This window comes from Phenylobacterium sp. (assembly GCF_046291545.1).
Lineage (GTDB): Bacteria > Pseudomonadota > Alphaproteobacteria > Caulobacterales > Caulobacteraceae > Phenylobacterium.
Genome location: NZ_JBKBSM010000006.1, coordinates 38,243 through 55,308 on the forward strand (window position 1 = coordinate 38,243; position 17,066 = coordinate 55,308).

10 protein-coding genes and 1 pseudogene are annotated in these 17,066 nt (G+C 63.8%); 9 read left to right on the top strand and 2 right to left on the bottom strand.

From position 1 onward, the window contains the following. The first annotated feature begins 706 nt into the window (after window positions 1-706). The 8 genes from ACK4YQ_RS13990 (at window position 707) to terL (ending at window position 15,878) form a co-directional block, all read left to right on the top strand. Window positions 707-2,422 carry a class I SAM-dependent DNA methyltransferase gene (locus ACK4YQ_RS13990; protein WP_409612033.1) on the top strand — a complete coding sequence of 572 codons (1,716 nt, stop codon included), beginning with the start codon at window positions 707-709 and terminating at the stop codon, window positions 2,420-2,422. Then, complete coding sequence (locus tag ACK4YQ_RS13995; RefSeq protein ID WP_409612034.1) at window positions 2,415-5,168, top strand: hypothetical protein; 2,754 nt, start codon at window positions 2,415-2,417, stop codon at window positions 5,166-5,168. The genes ACK4YQ_RS13990 and ACK4YQ_RS13995 overlap by 8 nt, the downstream gene beginning before the upstream one ends. Then, window positions 5,165-9,517 (top strand): DEAD/DEAH box helicase family protein, encoded by a 4,353-nt coding sequence (locus ACK4YQ_RS14000; RefSeq protein ID WP_409612035.1) that lies wholly within the window; start codon window positions 5,165-5,167, stop codon window positions 9,515-9,517. The genes ACK4YQ_RS13995 and ACK4YQ_RS14000 overlap by 4 nt, the downstream gene beginning before the upstream one ends. After that, complete coding sequence (locus ACK4YQ_RS14005) at window positions 9,514-11,727, top strand: hypothetical protein (protein ID WP_409612036.1); 2,214 nt, start codon at window positions 9,514-9,516, stop codon at window positions 11,725-11,727. The genes ACK4YQ_RS14000 and ACK4YQ_RS14005 overlap by 4 nt, the downstream gene beginning before the upstream one ends. Next, a complete protein-coding gene (locus ACK4YQ_RS14010; RefSeq protein ID WP_409612037.1) occupies window positions 11,724-12,281 on the top strand; it encodes a phospholipase D-like domain-containing protein in 558 nt (185 codons plus the stop codon). Before ACK4YQ_RS14005 ends, ACK4YQ_RS14010 begins: the two co-directional genes overlap by 4 nt. 292 nt (window positions 12,282-12,573) lie before the next feature. Next, window positions 12,574-14,004, top strand: a complete 1,431-nt coding sequence (locus tag ACK4YQ_RS14015) for a site-specific DNA-methyltransferase (protein WP_409612038.1) — start codon at window positions 12,574-12,576, stop codon at window positions 14,002-14,004. 10 nt (window positions 14,005-14,014) lie between these two features. Further along, the gene (locus tag ACK4YQ_RS14020) at window positions 14,015-14,437 is read left to right on the top strand and encodes a DUF5681 domain-containing protein (RefSeq protein WP_409612039.1); all 423 of its coding nucleotides are present in this window, start codon (window positions 14,015-14,017) and stop codon (window positions 14,435-14,437) included. Continuing rightward, complete coding sequence (gene terL / locus ACK4YQ_RS14025; RefSeq protein WP_409612040.1) at window positions 14,430-15,878, top strand: phage terminase large subunit; 1,449 nt, start codon at window positions 14,430-14,432, stop codon at window positions 15,876-15,878. The genes ACK4YQ_RS14020 and terL overlap by 8 nt, the downstream gene beginning before the upstream one ends. Here terL and ACK4YQ_RS14030 read toward each other — a convergent pair whose 3' ends face one another. After that, entirely contained in the window at window positions 15,879-16,514 is a 636-nt protein-coding gene (locus ACK4YQ_RS14030) for a hypothetical protein (RefSeq protein ID WP_409612041.1), read from the bottom strand. Window positions 16,515-16,637: 123 nt separating this feature from the next. Between ACK4YQ_RS14030 and ACK4YQ_RS14035 the strand changes: the two are divergent. After that, a pseudogene (locus ACK4YQ_RS14035) lies at window positions 16,638-16,831 on the top strand (helix-turn-helix domain-containing protein). Here ACK4YQ_RS14035 and ACK4YQ_RS14040 read toward each other — a convergent pair. Further along, complete coding sequence (locus ACK4YQ_RS14040; RefSeq protein ID WP_409612042.1) at window positions 16,828-17,022, bottom strand: hypothetical protein; 195 nt, start codon at window positions 17,020-17,022, stop codon at window positions 16,828-16,830. The pseudogene ACK4YQ_RS14035 and the gene ACK4YQ_RS14040 sit on opposite strands and share 4 nt — an antisense overlap. Between the last annotated feature and the right edge of the window lie 44 nt (window positions 17,023-17,066).

Genomic DNA, 17,066 nt, shown 5'->3' on the forward strand with positions numbered 1-17,066 from the left:
CTCCGTTCATCGAGGCCGCCCATCGCGGTCCCCGTACTGAGACGAGCCCGGCTCCCCGGGCGTGTGTGCACTACCGCTCCCTTCCGGGCCGAAGTCCAGCGGTGTTCAGGACCACGCTGCCTGGAACGTCGAGCGGGAATCTTGGTGACCGATGGCCGGGTCGCGCCACTTGCAGACATTGGCTCCTAACCAGATTGCGGACCTTTCCTCAGCGTGGGCGAATGTTCGGTTGCCAACCTGACAGGTACGGCTGAGCCCGACCCTTGCCAGACACTCGCGCGCGCTAAAGCCAAGAATACGGATGCGGGTTGGATCGCACCTTCTGGATGGCGCGCCTCGCGGTTTTCGTTGAGTCCAGGGTCACGGCCTCCCAAGCCGCCAAGGCGGCGACCAGGTTGCCGCTCCTCCGGAGAACCTCATCCGCATGCTTCACCACCACGAGCTGGCTTCTGGGTGGATCGAGCCCGCCTACCCGGTCCCTGTTTGGGAGGCAGAATTCGGTCACGTACACGCCGTCGTGGGCCATGTCGGACGCATGATTGGATTGGATATCGGCTGCGTGCGAAGACTTTGCGGGACTAATCATCCCCACCTATCGCGTTTGGGTTGACGGCCAAGCGTATCCCAACCGAGAGTGTCCAGAAGTTATGGGGGAACCTTTCGGATTGGCGGGCCGTCGCAGCCACGGCCTGCCTTCGCGAAGGTTATGTCGCTCGCAATGGTGTTTGAATCTAAGCCGATCATGGACGCTAAGGAATTCGAGAGTGATATTCACTCCTTTGGCGGTGTCGTCGCGCGTCCCCTCAATCTGAATTCCGTGAAAAAGGCCGCGTCGAACAAGAAAATCTCGCTGCTGGCGCTTGCTCGATCTGCTGCAGGAAGTGCACCAAAGAACCTCACGCCGGAGCGCCGAGCCGAGCTCGCGATATCACTCCTCGGGTGCCCGGCGCCTCCCCCGCCGCTTGCCGATTTTGCCGACGGCATCTCCGCGTTGCCGACCGATGAGCGGCACTACTGGATCGGCACTTTCTATACCTTGCTGCTCTCGGAGAAGGTCCGCCGGCAGCAGGCCACCTACTTCACGCCGCCCTATCTTGCCGAGGCGATCCTGGACCTCGCCGTAAGTGCCGGCTTCGATGTATGCCAACATCGCGTCCTTGATCCAGCGGCTGGCGGCGCAGCCTTTTTGTCGAACGTCGCAGCGCGGGCGCGCGCCGCAGGTATCGATGCCAAGGCCGCGCTGAAACGCCTGTGCGGCATCGAGATCGATGCCGGCCTGGCCCAGGTCTCGGAAGCTCTGGTCGCTGATCGCCTGGGCATAGCGAGCGCGTCGAAACTCATCACCGTCAGCAATGCGCTCTCACTTCCAGCGCACGCATCGTTCGACCTCGTGGTCGCGAACCCGCCCTACGGCCGTGTCACTGTGGCGGACCTCACGGACGAGCGCTGGAAGGACATCGCCTACAGCGGACATATCAACAAGTACGCGGTCTTCACTGAGCTGTGCCTGCGCTACGCCAAGCCCGGCGGCCTGGTCGCTCTTGTCCTACCTTCGAGCTTCAGGGCAGGACCGTTCTACGACCGTATGCGGACCTACATCCGGACCCAGGCTCAGGTCCTCGCGATCGGGTTCGTGCCGGAGCGGAAGCGCGTCTTCGCGGACGTGCAGCAGGACGTGAGCGTCCTCCTACTCAGAAAGGGGACGGCGCATCCACGCGAGGCGCTAGTCGACTTTCCCGTGCTCACTCCGGAAGGCAGTGGAAACGTCGCGCGGCTTCAGCTCTCCGTGGCGAGCGGCGATCCGTGGCCGCTGCCCTTGACGAATGGAGGTCAAGCTGGCGGGGCGAAGCTGTCGGATTACGGGGTGGAAGCCCGCGCCGGATACTTCGTGTGGAACCGCGAGTGCGACAGACTGTTGCCGGAACATCGGGTTTCCGCCTTTCCGCTGATCTGGGCGAAGAACGTGAGGGTGGGGCAGCCCTGTCGCCCAGCCGGCAAGGAAGGTCTGAAGACGGACTTCGTCCACTTCGACGGACCCAGCGCCTCGATCATCCGAACATCAGCCGCGGTGATGCAGCGAACGACCAACGACAAGCAGCCACGTCGGTTGCTGGCCGCCGTAGTCGCGCCAGATGTCGTCGAAACCTGGGGCGGCTTCGTCACCGAGAACCACACTATCGTTCTCACCAGCGAAGACGCCGAGCAAATTGAGCTTGTCGTTGCGCTACTAAACACAGCTGCGGTCGACGACCGCTACAGGCTGGTTTCCGGCACCGCAGCCGTATCCGTCAAACTGCTCCGCGACCTCGATCTGCCGAAGCCTGATGCCTTCCGCGGCGCGCTGAGCAGGCACGGCGGCGACGCCGAGGCAGCCGCCATCGAGGCTTACGGCGTTAACACGGCGGTGCCGGGAAATGGCTAGGCACCGCGACTCTCGCGCCCCTGGAGCGGGCTTTGCAGACCGCCTCCAGCAGCGTGATGACAACGAGCAACGCCGCAAGCAGCTTGCAGCCACGATTGCGGCGCAGGCCCAGGAGCGCGCTACCGCGCGGGTCGCGGCGTCAATACGGCATCAACGCGAGGTCGAGCAGTACCTCGAAGCGGCTCGAAAAGTTCCGCTCTACGCGGTCGGGGATTCCCAAGCGCGGGAGATCTCTCCGGTCTACCAGGCCTTGATGCGAGCGGCGCTCGGCGTGATAAATACCGGTCAGACCGAGGTCGTGTTGTGCTGGCCGTCGCACCAGCCATGTCTCTCGGCCTTGATCGCTCTGCTCTCGATCAGCGAGACCGCGGCAGCGCCAAGACGTGAGACCGTCATCCAGGGCGCGAAAAGCCTCATCGCCTCTGCGCCGGCCGGTCTTCGGGCCGTCCTATTTCCTTATGCCCGAACCGCGCATGCACTCGCACGTGAGGTGCACGTCGACCGTGATGTCCTCGGCAAGATGCACCTGCAGCACCTGTCACGCTCAATCGAAGGTGACGATGACCCGGGCCTAAAAGATTACCACCAGGTCCTGACGCGGGCGCAGAAGATTACCGGGCGGGGGCGCGACGGTGCCGACTACATCGAGCTTACGCATCCGATCCTCGACGAGATCGTTCCGCACGGTTCCGCCCGTGACGGCTGCCCGAAGACGGGCGAGCTTCTTTGGCACACGAAGACGAAGACGGACCTCAGCAAGCAGACGCGCTCAGGAGCTGCGGACCATCCTGATACCGCCAAGTTCTTCCTGTTCGGGATTCGTGCGGGCGACCCTCTTGAGCGCGAGCTGAGGGCGATCAATCGTCCGCCCGACATCATCATTCTGGACCTCACAAAGACCGGCCGCTCCCGGCTCGGCTTTGACTGGCTCCCGGCCGCAAAGATGGCCATCGACAAGATGAGGGCGACGTTCCCCAGCGCGGGAATTCTCGCCCTCACCGATGACCCGTGGGCGTACGATGCGACGCGGTTCGACCTTCTCGGCATCAGGCCCCATCCCAAGCGCAACCACATCACGCCTGCAGCCGGCCGCACCATCCTCACGCGCGCCGAGGGAATCCTTCACACGGCCAACGCGCAAGCTGACAGTGCATGGCGTGGGGCCTCCGCCATCGACGTTGATGGCTTCGTCGGAACGACCAGCGACGTCATCGCGCGGTTCCGGATGCTTGCTGCCCAGCTTCGCGACCGGGGCAATAGAATTGGGGCTGAGGCCGCCAGGGACATCATCGCCAAGCTGCGGCGGGCCGCGTGTCTGCCAGGCAGCCTGGCCGACTTCTCTACCTTCCTCGAACGTGAGAGCTCCGAGGCAATCGCCGCCGACAACCTTGCCGCCTATCGCATCGACGCGGAGCTAACAGCGCTTCTCGACGTCAGAAACGGAGCATCGATTGTCGCGGCCGACGAACTGACGGCCGCGGTCGCTGACGCGAGAGCTCTTCTTGCGAAGGCTGAATCCGCCACATCGATGTCTACGTTGGTCGAGGAGGCGATCATTCCGGCAGAGCGGGCCAGTTCCCGAACCGTCGTCCTCTTCCGCACCGAGGCAATGGCAGACTTCTGCGCCTATCTGCTTGGTCGCGATCATCCCAAGCTGCAGGAACGGCTGGAAAGCGGCTTTGTCAGGTTCACGACGAAGCAGGGTTTCCTTGACCTTGCCGCCCTCGAACCCTCCGTCAAGAACCACTACAAGCGCGCCGTCATCGTCGCTCCGACACGACAGACCGTGCTCGAACTGTTTGCCCAGCCGTGGCTGCCCGACCAACTCATGTTCCTAGCTGACGGCGACACGCTGCAGTTTGCGGCGCGAGATGCAACGCGGCTGGCGGAACAACTGACTGACGACGAGCTCATTCGCCGGCTCAAAACCTTCGTAGCTCGGGCAGCCAGCCGCCTCGGCGAGCTTGGCAACCATCAGGTTCAACTCGACCGCACCGTTCCTCCGTCCGAGGACGTAGAGTTTCCGCCCGGCGGGATCATCGATCTTGCCGGCCTGAACCGACGCGGCGATGGGAACACCCTCGAACTTGTAATGGAGAACGGCCAGAGGATCATCGCGCGTCGCGGCACGGTCCTTGTGCGAAAGGACAGCGGGCGCTCCGTCTCCCGGTTCGTCGAAGTGACCGCCAATGATGTCCAGCGGGGCGATGAGCTTTGCGTGATCGGCCCAGCCTTCATCGAGAAGGCCCGCGGACTCCTCAACCTGACCGCCGTCGCAGCCGAACAAATCCGCGACTACCACGATCTGGTCATTGAGAAATTTGCAGCGCTGCCAGGTGGCAGCGAGGCCGGCCGACTTCGCGAACTCTGCGTTCGCATGGGGTCAGACATTACGACCGCGCGCGCCCACTACTGGATCGACCTTGATGGCGAGGCGGACAAGCCTCTCTACGAGGTCATTCCCCATGCCCCCCAGGACGAGGCGACCTTCCGCCGATTCACCGAGGCTTTGGGCATAGGGCCGAATATCACGGCCCGGTTCTGGAAGTGGGCCGTCATCGCGCAGCGTTCGAGCCGCCTCCGTGCCGGTGCGGCCTTCCACGACGCCTACCGCGGCATCCTCACAGATGTTCATGCGGTGACAGCCGAGAATCCCGAACGCTCCGGCGACATCCGCGCGCTGCGCGCCGCCGCCGAGGAGTTCGTAACGACCGTCAGAGACGTCCGGCCGGGAGGCTCGGTATGAAAGGTCTCAGCGACAAACAACTCGGGGCCGTGGACGTTGAGCTAAAGGAGGCCGTCTGCGACGCTATCGTCAACACGATCGTTGGCAGAGTCAGCGGTACAGATGACGAAGGGCGGTTCATCTTGGGCCGCTCGCCGCGACGCGCGATCGTCTCCGGTCAGCTGCTCCCGCGCTTTGATGTCCGGGGCCAGGACGAGACGTCCGACATCGCCATCGCGGCCCTAGGCCTTGATTTCTTTCTGGCAGGAGACGCGGCCGAGGCGCTTCGGGCTCAGCCGCAGTTCTCGGTCTACGTGCGCATCCTTCCGACCTGGGATGATGTCGATCCGAAGGACGGGCCGCTCGATTTCGACTTCCAGCTCAATGCAGACGTGAAGCGGGAGATCGAAGACGAGATCAGGTCGAACCGCACCGCTGCATTCAAGGCGGCCGGAGTCGACAAGCCAGCATGGAGGACGCTGACGGAACCTCAGCGCGCGGAGATCCGCCAGCAGAGGAATAAAATCCAGGACGAGGTTCTCACCGCCGCTTACGGCAAACGCGGCATCCGATTGAACGTCGATGAGGTCCAGGGCATCGGCGACACGCCGGTTCCGCCTGAGTCCATGGAGCCTGACGGTCCAGACCAGGACGGTCCGGATGAGACCGAGACGGCTCCTGCGCCCGTGGCCAAGATGCTCAGGGAAGGCCGCGAGATTCCCCATGCTTTGATCGAACCCTCGCCGATCCCGCCGAAGTGGCGAAGGCTCGACCTGTTGCTCCCTGAATTCCAATGGCCTGCCAACGCAGCTGGGACGGACCTTGCGTCGTTGGTCGCGAGCTACAACGGCGAGCTGACAGGACAAATCCGAGCTCAGCTGCTCGCGTGGCTCAACGGCGATGGCAAACAGGAAGCCTGGCGGAACCTCCGGGTCCGGCCCGAAAGCGCGGAAAGCCGCGAGCGCTGGGAGGCTTTCATCGCTGCAGCCCGCGACATCGCACCCGACGAGTCCAAGGTGCTTCCCGACTTCAGCGCCCTGACGCTCAAGATCGAACGTCAGCACGACTTCCTCGACCGTTCCCGTGTCTCTCTCCGCGTCACCTTGGACAATCAGTGCCAGCAGCTTCGGCCGGCTGACGCGCAGTCACGCTGCAACACGCTCTTCGGCACACAGCTCAGAGTGACGATCCCGGAAGCCGCGCACCGGCCGCTCCAGTTGGATCGGGTCGAGCCCTCCTACCGTTTCCGCGAATATCTCGACTATCCAGCGATTGGCCTGAACTGCGGCGTCGAAGCCGACAAAGATGGTGGCGCGGTCGTGCTCGCGACAACTTGGGCGCCACGCTTCGTTCAACCGCGCATCAACCCGACCAACATCGCCATCGAGACCCACTTCGGCGCGCTAGCGCGCGAAGATTTCTCCGTCGAAGACCTCCAGGCTCTTCCGGATGCCTACGTCGCTTGGATTGAGAAGAACGAACGGTCACTGCGCGATGCGGTGAGGTGGAATCTCGACCCCGTCGACGCCGACCGTGAGTCGGATCGGCTGCGGCTCGACACATCAGGTCAGACCGATGAAGCCGCCTACATCCGGAAAGGCGTTGACGTCCTCATCAAGGCGGCTGGAGCCGCGAGGGCTGTGACAAAGGCCACCACCGTCGAAGAGCGGAAGCGGCTCGAACGGGTCGCGATCCCGTGGCGCGCCTGGCGCTCGATGAACCGCACCTTCTTCCTGCGCGATAAGGAGGACCCGAACCGCGGTTGGCGCCTCTTCCAACTCGCGTTCATCCTCGCTCACATCCCTACCTTCGCGTCGCGTCTTGAAGAGTTCCGCGAATTCTCGAACGCGAAGCTCGACGACGAGGCTGCTAGCCTCCTCTATTTCCCGACTGGCGGAGGCAAGTCAGAAGCATTCTACGGAGCATTGCTGTTCGCGCTCTTCATCGACCGTCTGCGGGGCAAGCAGCGCGGCGTCACGGCCCTCATCCGCTACCCCCTTCGGCTCCTAACGCTCCAGCAGGCGCAACGCCTTCTCAAGCTCCTCACCTGGGCGGAACTCGTACGCCGCGAGGATGGCGTCGGCACATGGCCTTTCGAAATGGGCTTCTGGGTCGGATCCGCAAACACGCCGAACAGCTACAGCGGGATAAGAACGGACGTTCCGCTCCTCAGTGATACGGCGCATCCCTCCGATGCATTGCTTGAGGAAGGAGCACAGCGCGAAGAAGACGAGGCGGCGCGCGCGCGGCGCTATCGCGACATTCGGGAAGCCTACAACAAGGTGCCTGAATGCCCCGTTTGCAAGGGGGCGACTGGCCTTCGCCGCAATGAGTCCGAGGGACCGAGGGCGAAGAGAGCCGCCATCGTCTGTTTCGATCCGGACTGTGATTGGAACAGGCACCACGGCGGCATCCACCCGCTTCCTTTCCTCCTGACCGACGACACGATCTACGAGCGCGCGCCCTCTATCGTCCTCGGAACGGTCGACAAGCTGGCGATGCTCGGCCAGCACACCAACACCGTCTCGCGCGTGCTTGGCATGTTCGGTTTAGCCCGGTGGGTCGATCCGAGCGGACATCTGTTCGTCGAGCGCCGGACGGAGCAGCTGAATGAAGGTCCTGAGGCGGCAGGCTGCCTGCCTGTCTTTCCGGCCTATCGCAGGGGCGAGCGCATCTTCTTTGATCCGTTCCCCTCACTCATTATCCAGGACGAGGCGCACCTCCTCGAAGAGAGCCTCGGTACGTTCAGCGGGCTTTTCGACACGCTCCTCGAGAACGTGTTTGCGCGCATCGATGAGATTGCGGGCGATGACTTGCACGTCGCCAAGGTGTGGACCGGCGATGGCTGGCGCGGCTTCCGGACGCCCAAGATCGTCGCGGCGACAGCGACCATTTCCAATCCGGAGCGGCAGCTGCAGACCCTGTACCAGCGCACGCCGCTGCGCTTCCCCTATCCGGGCCCTGACATCTACCGTTCGTTCTTCGCAGAACCGGCAGCGCCGCCCGCTGACAACGCCGAGCGGAAGGCTCTTGCCGAAGCCCTCCCGCCACACCTGGGACCTGAGGCGACCGCGCCGTGGATGCGCCTGTACGTTTCCCTGATGACCAACGACGCCACGCACACGGTGACGGCGGTCCATGTCCTGAGCGCGTTCCACACCATCATATCAGGGCTGTGGCGTGACCTGCAGGATGCGTCCAGGCAGGCTGAGACGATCAACGCATTGAAGAACGCCATCGCGCCGTCGCAGTCCGGCAGCTGGCGGCAACGTGCGCTTGACCGCGCACTTGCCGACGGGCGCGTCGCCGAGGTCATGGCGCTCGTCGACCTTCACCGAATCGCGCTCGCCTACGTTACCAACAAGAAGGGTGGCGACCAGATCATGGACGCGCTCAGCTCGTCCGTCTATCAGCACCATCTCCAAGCCGGACTACCGTTCGAGACCTTCGACAGCCGCCTCATCTCGGGCGGCGTGGATATGAAGGCGATTCAGCAGGTGATGAACGACGCCGGGGTTTCGTTCGCTGGCGCGGACTATCCGTTGATAGACAAGACGGTCCGCAGCATCGTCGCTACGGCGGCCATCAGCCACGGAGTCGATGTCGACCGCTTCAACAGCATGTTCTTTGCCGGTCTTCCCTCGGATATCGCCGAGTACATTCAGGCATCCAGCCGCGTCGGACGGACCCACGTCGGCTTTGTCATGCTCATTCCGACACCGCAGAACCGGCGCGACCGATATGTCGTCGAGACGCACGACATTTTTCACCGATTCCTTGAGCGGATGATCGCTCCGCCCGCGATTGAACGGTGGGCCGAGAACGCCGTTCGACGTGTCCTTGCCTCCTACATTCAAGCCTGGGCGATGCTTCGCGAAGCGGATGAATTCGTCCACCTCCCTGACGACCGAAAGGCGAATGTGCAGGCGGCCGATGCACTGGGCCGCCTGAGGACACTGGCCAACGACACCAGGGTCGGTCTGGAGAAAGAGATTGGCACCTTCGCGCTGCGTTCGGCCGGCTTCGCGGGTCGGGGCCCTTCGCGTTTTGGAAGCCCACCCTATGGCGACCACTACCAGGGCATGGTCGACCACGAGATCGCCCGCTTCGCTGCTTCGATGACGAGGCAGATGACATCGGCGCGGCTCGCCGACTACTGGGCAGGGTTGGATACCGTCTTCCAGAAGCCGATGACGTCCCTGCGCGACGTCGACGAGGCCGGCTACATCGTCGCTTCGGGGTACGACCCCTTCGCGAAGGGGCGAACGAACGCCGTCGACATTCGCGACCTTACCGCAGTCATGAGGGCCATCCGGACGCAGAAGGGCGAGGCCGCCGAGACAGACGCTGACGAAGGCGAGGCGCGATGAGTGAACGACGCGATTCACCCAACGAGCGTTATCGCCGCCCCGGCGGTTTTGGGGGACGTCGCCAAGAGAGCGATCAGCCCAAGCCTCCGGTCATGGCGCGCTCGCGAACCCAGCTTGCGACCTCGTACGCGCCCGGCGTCCTGTTCACGTGGGAAGGCGGTAAAGGAATCTGCCGTTCGGTCCCGGTCGATCGCGAACTGAAGCTCGATCGAACGACGAACGACCTAATCTTCGAGAGCATGCGTGAATTCATCGCCAACTGGCGGTCACGCATCGCGGCTGCCATTCCCGAAGCGCTCGACGTGCTTTCGATAGATCGGGCCTTCTACGACATCCACAGCGGCCGGGTGCAGATTGACCCGGCGAAATTCCGCATGACGAGCCCCGACGTAGTTGGCTACGTCCCGTATCCGCTGGTCTACCGATGCGGCACCTGCGGGCGCGTCCGGGAATTCCAATCCGTAGGGGAGCAGGCGCAGTTCCCGCTGCCAAAGACCTGTAACGGTCATCAGGCCCGATGGACCCAAGTCGATGTCGTCTATGTCCACTGGAGCGGCAACGTCGAGCCGCTGAGCCCCTTCAACTACAATCCCGACCAAGCTACGGGCCAGGTTCGTCAAATAAGGTCGTGCACGTGTGGCAGCGAACGGTTCGTCCTGCGCAACGAGGCCCCCGTCTTCAAGGAATGGCGCTTCGTCTGCGAGGGCTGCAAGGAGTCGCGCCCACTCAAGAAAGCGGATCCCGAGGTTCTCCAGCAGCTGTACTCCGAGCAGCAGGCCGGGGGCCGCCAGTTCCAGTACCTCGAAGTGAACATGATGCCCGTGTCCTACCGGGCTAACTCCGCCTTCTATCCGCAGCGCAGCTCCTTCATTAAATTTAGCGATCCATCGGTCGTCGACCTAATGACCGGCGACCGCACGAATGAGCTATTGCGCACCCTCGCACGCATCCACGACGTGCCTTTCGAGGAACCCTCACGCGACGAGATCGAAGCCGCTGTGAACGCGGCCAACCGCTCGGGCGAGTGGGAGGAATTTGAGGATTTCGAACGCATGGCCGCACGCGCGACCGCCGGCAATCGCGAAGATGCTGCGCGACGCTACCGTGCCGATGCCGATGCAATCAGGGAAAAGTGGTTCTCCGACGGCTTAGTCAGCCGCGGGCGCCTAGCCAGTCCATCACTCATGCAGGCTGCGCTGTCGCGCCAGACCTGGGCCCGACGCTATGACCCGATCCGCCTGACCATCCAGCATCACGTGTTCGAACGGGAGCATATCGACGAAGCGAAGAGCCGGCATGCAGCCGTGGATGTTCTTGAACCGGACATCACACTCAGTGACGTGGTCCACGATCCGACCGAGCTCAAGCGTTACGTGGATGAGGTCGACAATCTCCTGAAGCACACTGGCATTGCCCGAATGGTGCTCATTCGCGGCCTGCCGATCTGCGAGTTTAGCTTCGGGTACTCGCGGGTTTCCTCGACCCCCGTCTACCAGCGCGAACACAACGGACAGTCCATCGCCGTGCCCGTGCGCCTGAAGGCGTTCGACACGATCCCGAACACCCAGAGCAAGCATCCCATCTACGTCACTGAGCAGCAGAACGAGGCGCTGTACGTCAAACTCGACGAAGGACGGGTGCGCCGCTGGCTGGAGAGAAACGCGATTGTCGACCTGCCTGCTGCAGAAATTGGCCTCGGCCGCGCCTATCTGGAGACGTACGAGGACTTCGGTCCTTTCCTGGAGCAATTCAAGGACAGGGAGAGGGCCGGATTCCAGCGGCACCTAGCACCCTACATCTACCTCCTGCTGCACAGCCTCTCGCACCAGCTCATCCACTCGCTGGCCGAAGTGTCGGGCCTCGACCGGGACGGTATCGGAGAGCACATCTTCCCAGCCGATCTCGCCTTCGTGGTTTACCGCAAGGGCATGACCCCGGACCTGGGGAATGTCTCGGCGATGTGGCGCAATCACGCGATGGAGTTCCTTCGTCGTAACGTTGATCAACGCATGCTTCGCTGTGGTTCGGGGAGCCTCTGCGACGCTCGTGGTGGTGCATGCCCAGCCTGCATCATGGTCAGCGAGGTCAGCTGCGTTTCCTCGAATCTCCTTCTTTCCCGCTCCAGCCTGAAGGGCGGTTCAAAGCCGGAATGGGAAGCAGGCGACGCTCCCGATCTCGTCGGCTACTTCGATCCCGACCTCGACGCATGAGCCAGGACTCGCTCGTCTCGCCGTCAGCAACCGCACGCTTCGTGGTGACGCTGCCGCCTGAGCCGAGCAAACTCGCCGAAGCTCTCAGGAAAGACATCGCTTCCAAGTTCTCGTCCCTTACGGACACCACAGACGCGTTCCGGCACCTCGCGCACACCGCGAAGGCACGCCTCGTCATCATGGTCCCGTATATCGACACCATCGGCGCTGAATGGGCGCTCGAACTCTTCGAGCTGACCGGAGCCCCGGAGCGCGTGCTGGTACTCAGGGATGCCAGCCAGCTTGCGCAATGCGGCTTCCCAGGCCGGCGCCTCACGGAACTGGTTACCATCCACGACTACGCGCCTGAGGGTCGACCCGAAGGCGACTCCGACGAAACCTTCCACGCCAAGATCGTGCTTGCTGATGGCGTCGCCGCCTATGTCGGCTCTGCCAATCTGCTTCGTCGCTCCAAGGGCGTGAACCTGGAGTGCGGAATGTTAGTTGAAGGCGCGGCAGTTCGGTCCATCAAGGTGGTGGTCGACGCTGTGATCTCGACGTTCTCGGACGCGTAGTCGTTCCCGCCTTCTAAGCGGACCATTCGCGCGTGGGGGCGCCAGACTTGAAATCTGCGAAGTCGGAAGCGGACCTCCTCAAGGGCGGCAATGAGCCCAACTGAGACATCGCCCCCTATAGACTGGGGGATCCGCTTTGACACAGAAACTGCCCCGATCTTCACAACTCGCCGAATCGCGCCAGCATGCCGATGTCCGCTCACCCAACGGACAGCGAGCGGCATTTTGGGACCGAGTGGTTCTGAGCAGCGGCGAAGCTGGCCAATCAACGAACTGGCGCCTCTGAAAGGAGGTGAACGACGTCGATGGCCGGGTTCACGTCTTCTCGGAGGCCCAAATGCCCCAGCCAAACTCGAACGCCGTGCGCGTTCGCCAGCGCCCCCAAACCTCGACAGCTCTGCAGTCTGATCGTTCTTCCACCTTCACACAGATCCCAATCGATCAGCTGAAACCCGCCGAGCGCCGAGTGCGGAAGCACCCGCGCGGCAAGCTCGACAAACTCGTCGCGACCATCCGCCGATTCGGCGTGGTCGCCCCGATCCTGGTCGACAAGGACAGCCGCATCATCGACGGCCACCTCCTCTGGGAGGCGCTGAAGACGCTCGGCCATACCACTGTCCATGTCCAGCGCGCCGACCACCTGAGCGAAGCGGAAATTGAGACGTTCCGCATCGCCCATCATGCCCTGCTGGAGATGGGGCAGTGGGACGTCGAGCAGCTCAAGATCAGCGTCGAGGGCCTGATTCAGATCGACCCGGATCTGGTCGCCCACACCCTGCTCCCGATGGGCAAGATCGACGGCCTGCTCCTTTCCGGCTTCGACAAGCCAGCCGACGAAGACATCCCCACGGCGGAGAAGACCTCCCTCCTCCAGCACGGCGACGCCTTCATCTTCGACCCCGCCGCCGATGGCGCACCGACGCATCGGCTGGTCTGCGGCGACGCGAAGGAGCCGGCCATCATCGGCCAGGCGCTTAGTGGAAGGCCGGTCCGGATGCTGTTCTCCGACGTCCCTTACGGCCTGGTGCCGATCGAGGGCGTCGTCAGCGCCAAGCACAAGGATTTCGTCGAAGGCGCCTCCATGAGCGAGCCGGAGGCGATCAGCTTCTTCACCGAGCTGTTGGGGGCCTCGGTCCCGCATGTGGTCCAGAACGGGGCGGTCTTTCTCTTCATCGACCACCGGGGCATGTACGGCCTCACCCAGGCCACGCGGTCGCTGGGCTTGAGCCACGTCTGCACGGTGGCGTGGGACAAGACCGCCGGCGGCATGGGTGGAATCTATCGGCACCAGGTGGAGTTCGTATTGGTGCTGGCCAAGGGCGAGCGCATCGCCGTCAACAACGTCCAGCTCGGCAAGCACGGCCGCAATCGGACGACCATGTGGTCCAGCAGCGGCATGGCTCAGTTCGGCGCCGACCGGAAGGCCACGCTGGATGCCCACCCCACCGTCAAGCCGGTCCAGCTCCTCTCCGAGGCGATCCTGGACGTGACGAACGTTGGCGACGTGATCCTCGATCCCTGTATGGGCACTGGCTCCACGGTCGTAGCCGCCAACCGGGTGAACCGGGTGGGCGTCGGCGTCGAGATCGACCCGATCTACTTCGAGGTGGCTGTTCGCCGGCTGCAGGCGGTCGTGGATCGCCCCATGATCCATGAGGAGACCGGCCTCACCCTCGAGGCTCTCCTCGACCAGCGTGCGGCCTCGCCCGCGGCCGCCGCGTGAGGCCGCCGTCATGGGAAAACACCGCAATCAGCCCGCCGGCCGTCAGCCCGGTGACGGCAAGTCCGGCTACAAGAACATCGGCAAGGAGCACCAGTGGAAGAAGGGCGGCCCATCCCCTAACCCCGCGGGACGGCGGGCGAAGAAGCCACCGTCGCTGAAGGACGAGCTCCACCAGATCCTCGTCGAGGTCCTGAAAAGCTCAATCTCAGCGGGCGACCGGGAACTCACGGTCATGGAAGCGGTCCTTCGCCGCATGATGGGGGCCGCCGTCAACGATCCAAAGATCGCGATCAGGACCTTTCCGATGATCGTCGACATGCTCTCGGCCCTCGAGCCGAAGGCTGAGGCCGTCGGCGAGGGCATGACGGACGAGGACGCCGCCCTCCTCGCTGACGCACTGCGACGGCTCGGCCGCGGAGGCGCCGGTGTCTGATCGGACAAGGCTTCTCGAAGCCGTTCTACGTCAGGATCTGCTGGCCTTCGTACAGCGCGTGTTCCGGGACATCGATCCCGGCACACGTTTCATCATGGGCTGGCATTACGAGGCGATCGCCTGGCAGCTCGCCCGCGTCATGCGCGGCGAATGCCGCCGGCTGATCATTAATGTCCCGCCTAGGTCGGGAAAATCGGTCCTGGCGACCATCGCCTGGCCGATGTTCCTCTGGGGGCATGATCCGACCCTGAAGATGATCTGCGTCTCGCACACCGAGGACCTGGCGCGGGATTTCAGCATCAAGCGTCGGGCGATCGCCGAGAGCGACTGGTATCAGTCGCTGTTCCCCGACACCCAGATGGCCCGGCTCCGGGATCTGGAGCTTCGCACCTCGCGCTTCGGCTCCTGCTTCGCCTCGGGCGTGGGCGGCGCAATCCTCGGCCGCGGAGCGGACGTCATCATCGTCGATGACCCTCTGAAGGGCTTGGACGCCCTCTCGGAGGCGTCGCGCCGGCGGGTCAATGACTTCTTCGACAACACCCTGATCACCCGTCTCAATGACAAGACCCGCGGGGCGGTAGTGATCATCATGCAGAGGCTGCACGAAGACGATCTCGTCGGCCACGTGCTGGAGCGCGGTGACTGGGAGGTGGTCTCCTTCCCCGCCATCGCCACCGAGGACACGGTCCACCCGTTAAGTGGTCGTCGCGGCGACATGCATCGTCGGCGCGCTGGCGATCTCCTCATGCCCGAACGCGAACCCATCGAGGTGCTGAACGAGCTTCGCCGAGCCCAGGGCAGTCTGCTCTTCCAGGCCCAATACCAGCAGCAGCCGGCGCCGGCTGGCGGCAATGTCATCCGGCGAGAGTGGCTGAGGTACTGCGACGCCCCGCCCGTGACCTTCGACCGGATCATCGTCTCCTGGGATACGGCTTCGACCTTGAACGAGACCTCGGACTGGTCGGTCGGTCAGGTGTGGGGCGCCAAGGGGCTCGACTACTATCTCCTCGATGTGGTGCGCGACCGGCTGGAGGCGCCGGATCTGCGCCGAACCATCGTCGATGTCGCCATGCGCTGGGAGGCGGACACAACGATCATCGAAGACACCGAGCTTGGGCGGGCGCTGGGGCAGGATCTGCGACGGGCCGGTCTCCTGCGCCCAATCCTGATCCGGCCCTATCATGAAAAGCGCGTGCGGCTGGAGGCGCAGTCGGCCCGCTTCGAGGCGGGCCAGGTGCACCTGCCGCAGGAAGCGCCCTGGCTGGGGGAGTATGTGAGGGAGTTGCTCGCCTTCCCCGCTGGCAAACACGACGACCAGGTCGATGCCACCAGCCAGGCGCTCGACTACCTTACGGGCCGCAACGCCCGTAGCGGGCCGCTAGTGCGCCGAACGCCTGAGCGAAGACAGGTGGTCGAGCGCCGAGAGGTGGTGCGGCGGTGATCACCGCTGTGCGGGTTCGGGGAACTTGCCCGTCGCCTGTTCGACGGCAGCCATCAGGCCGGGCACGCAGGTGACCATGTGGCCTTCGGCCGTCTGCATCTCGTTCTGAACCGCCTGCATGGTCGATGGCCGCGCGTCGCCGTCCAGGACTTTGGTGAGACGCTGGAAGACGTTCTGCTTGCCTCTGTAGGCCCGGTAGCAGGCGCTGAGCGCAGTCTGAAACTCCTCCTTCAGGGCGTCCGGCGCGCCCTTCGGCGGCTCGAGCGCGAAGACGGCGCTCGTGGCGGCGTCGCAGGCGTAGACGGCGTCCTGCGCCAGGGGATAGGTCGAATAGGGCGTCCCATCCGGCGACTGCAGTTCGGCCTTCACCCGGTCGCTGGCCTGATCGCAGGCCTGAGCCGCCGTCTCGAACTGCGTCCAGATGGCGGTCGCCTCCTCTGTCAGGGTGGCGGAGGCCACCGCGGTGTCTGAGTTCTCGACGACGCTCTTATGCTCGTCTCCGCCATTCCGAGCGTTGGTGATGATGACGCCCGCGATCAGGCAGGCGACTCCGATGGTGATCGCCCACACCTTCGGGCTGGCCGGCGCCAGTATCCCCTTCGCCTGTTCGTCTTGGCTCTGGCCGTCCGCACCCATTGCTCTCTCCGCATCCTATGAGTCTCACTGGAGGTTGAGCAGCCATACGTAGCGGCGAGCAGTCAACTCAATTGAGACTCATAGGCTGTAGATCAAAAGGCTGCGTCCCGGCCCCTTCGGGCCATGGACGTGCGTCGGCGAGTGGGGCTCAACGTGAAGCGACTTCGGGAGGCTCAGGGCATCTCGCAGGAGGACCTCGCCGATCGCGCAGGCGTGCCGTCTCCGGTGTCGAGCGGGGCGTTCGCAATCCGACAATCACCGTACTGGAGAAGATCGCCGGGGCCTTGGGCGCCAAATTGGCGACCCTGGTGGATTAGCTTCGCCCGGCCGCGACGAGGTGGCCCGCCTCCGCCAGGATCATAGCCTTACGGCACCGTTCGGCGATCTTGGCGAACAGCGCCTCCGCTTCCCGACTGGTTGACATTTCCACTGCGGCCTCAAGTTCCTCCGCCAGCGCCATGAGTAGAGTTTCGGCGGCCGTCCAGTTGTCGGGCGTATCCTCGTTCATCGCCGCACGGACGCTTGCGACGCGATAGAAGTCCAGTCGGATCA

Bases quoted from the DNA above. Each gene is read 5' to 3' on its own strand.
- ACK4YQ_RS14005 (WP_409612036.1), top strand. From the start codon at position 9,514: ATGAGTGAACGACGCGATTCACCCAACGAGCGTTATCGCCGCCCCGGC.
- ACK4YQ_RS14000 (WP_409612035.1), top strand. From the start codon at position 5,165: ATGAAAGGTCTCAGCGACAAACAACTCGGGGCCGTGGACGTTGAGCTA.
- ACK4YQ_RS13995 (WP_409612034.1), top strand. From the start codon at position 2,415: ATGGCTAGGCACCGCGACTCTCGCGCCCCTGGAGCGGGCTTTGCAGAC.
- ACK4YQ_RS14030 (WP_409612041.1), bottom strand. From the start codon at position 16,514: ATGGGTGCGGACGGCCAGAGCCAAGACGAACAGGCGAAGGGGATACTG.
- ACK4YQ_RS14040 (WP_409612042.1), bottom strand. From the start codon at position 17,022: ATGAACGAGGATACGCCCGACAACTGGACGGCCGCCGAAACTCTACTC.
- ACK4YQ_RS14020 (WP_409612039.1), top strand. From the start codon at position 14,015: ATGGGAAAACACCGCAATCAGCCCGCCGGCCGTCAGCCCGGTGACGGC.
- ACK4YQ_RS14010 (WP_409612037.1), top strand. From the start codon at position 11,724: ATGAGCCAGGACTCGCTCGTCTCGCCGTCAGCAACCGCACGCTTCGTG.
- ACK4YQ_RS13990 (WP_409612033.1), top strand. From the start codon at position 707: ATGTCGCTCGCAATGGTGTTTGAATCTAAGCCGATCATGGACGCTAAG.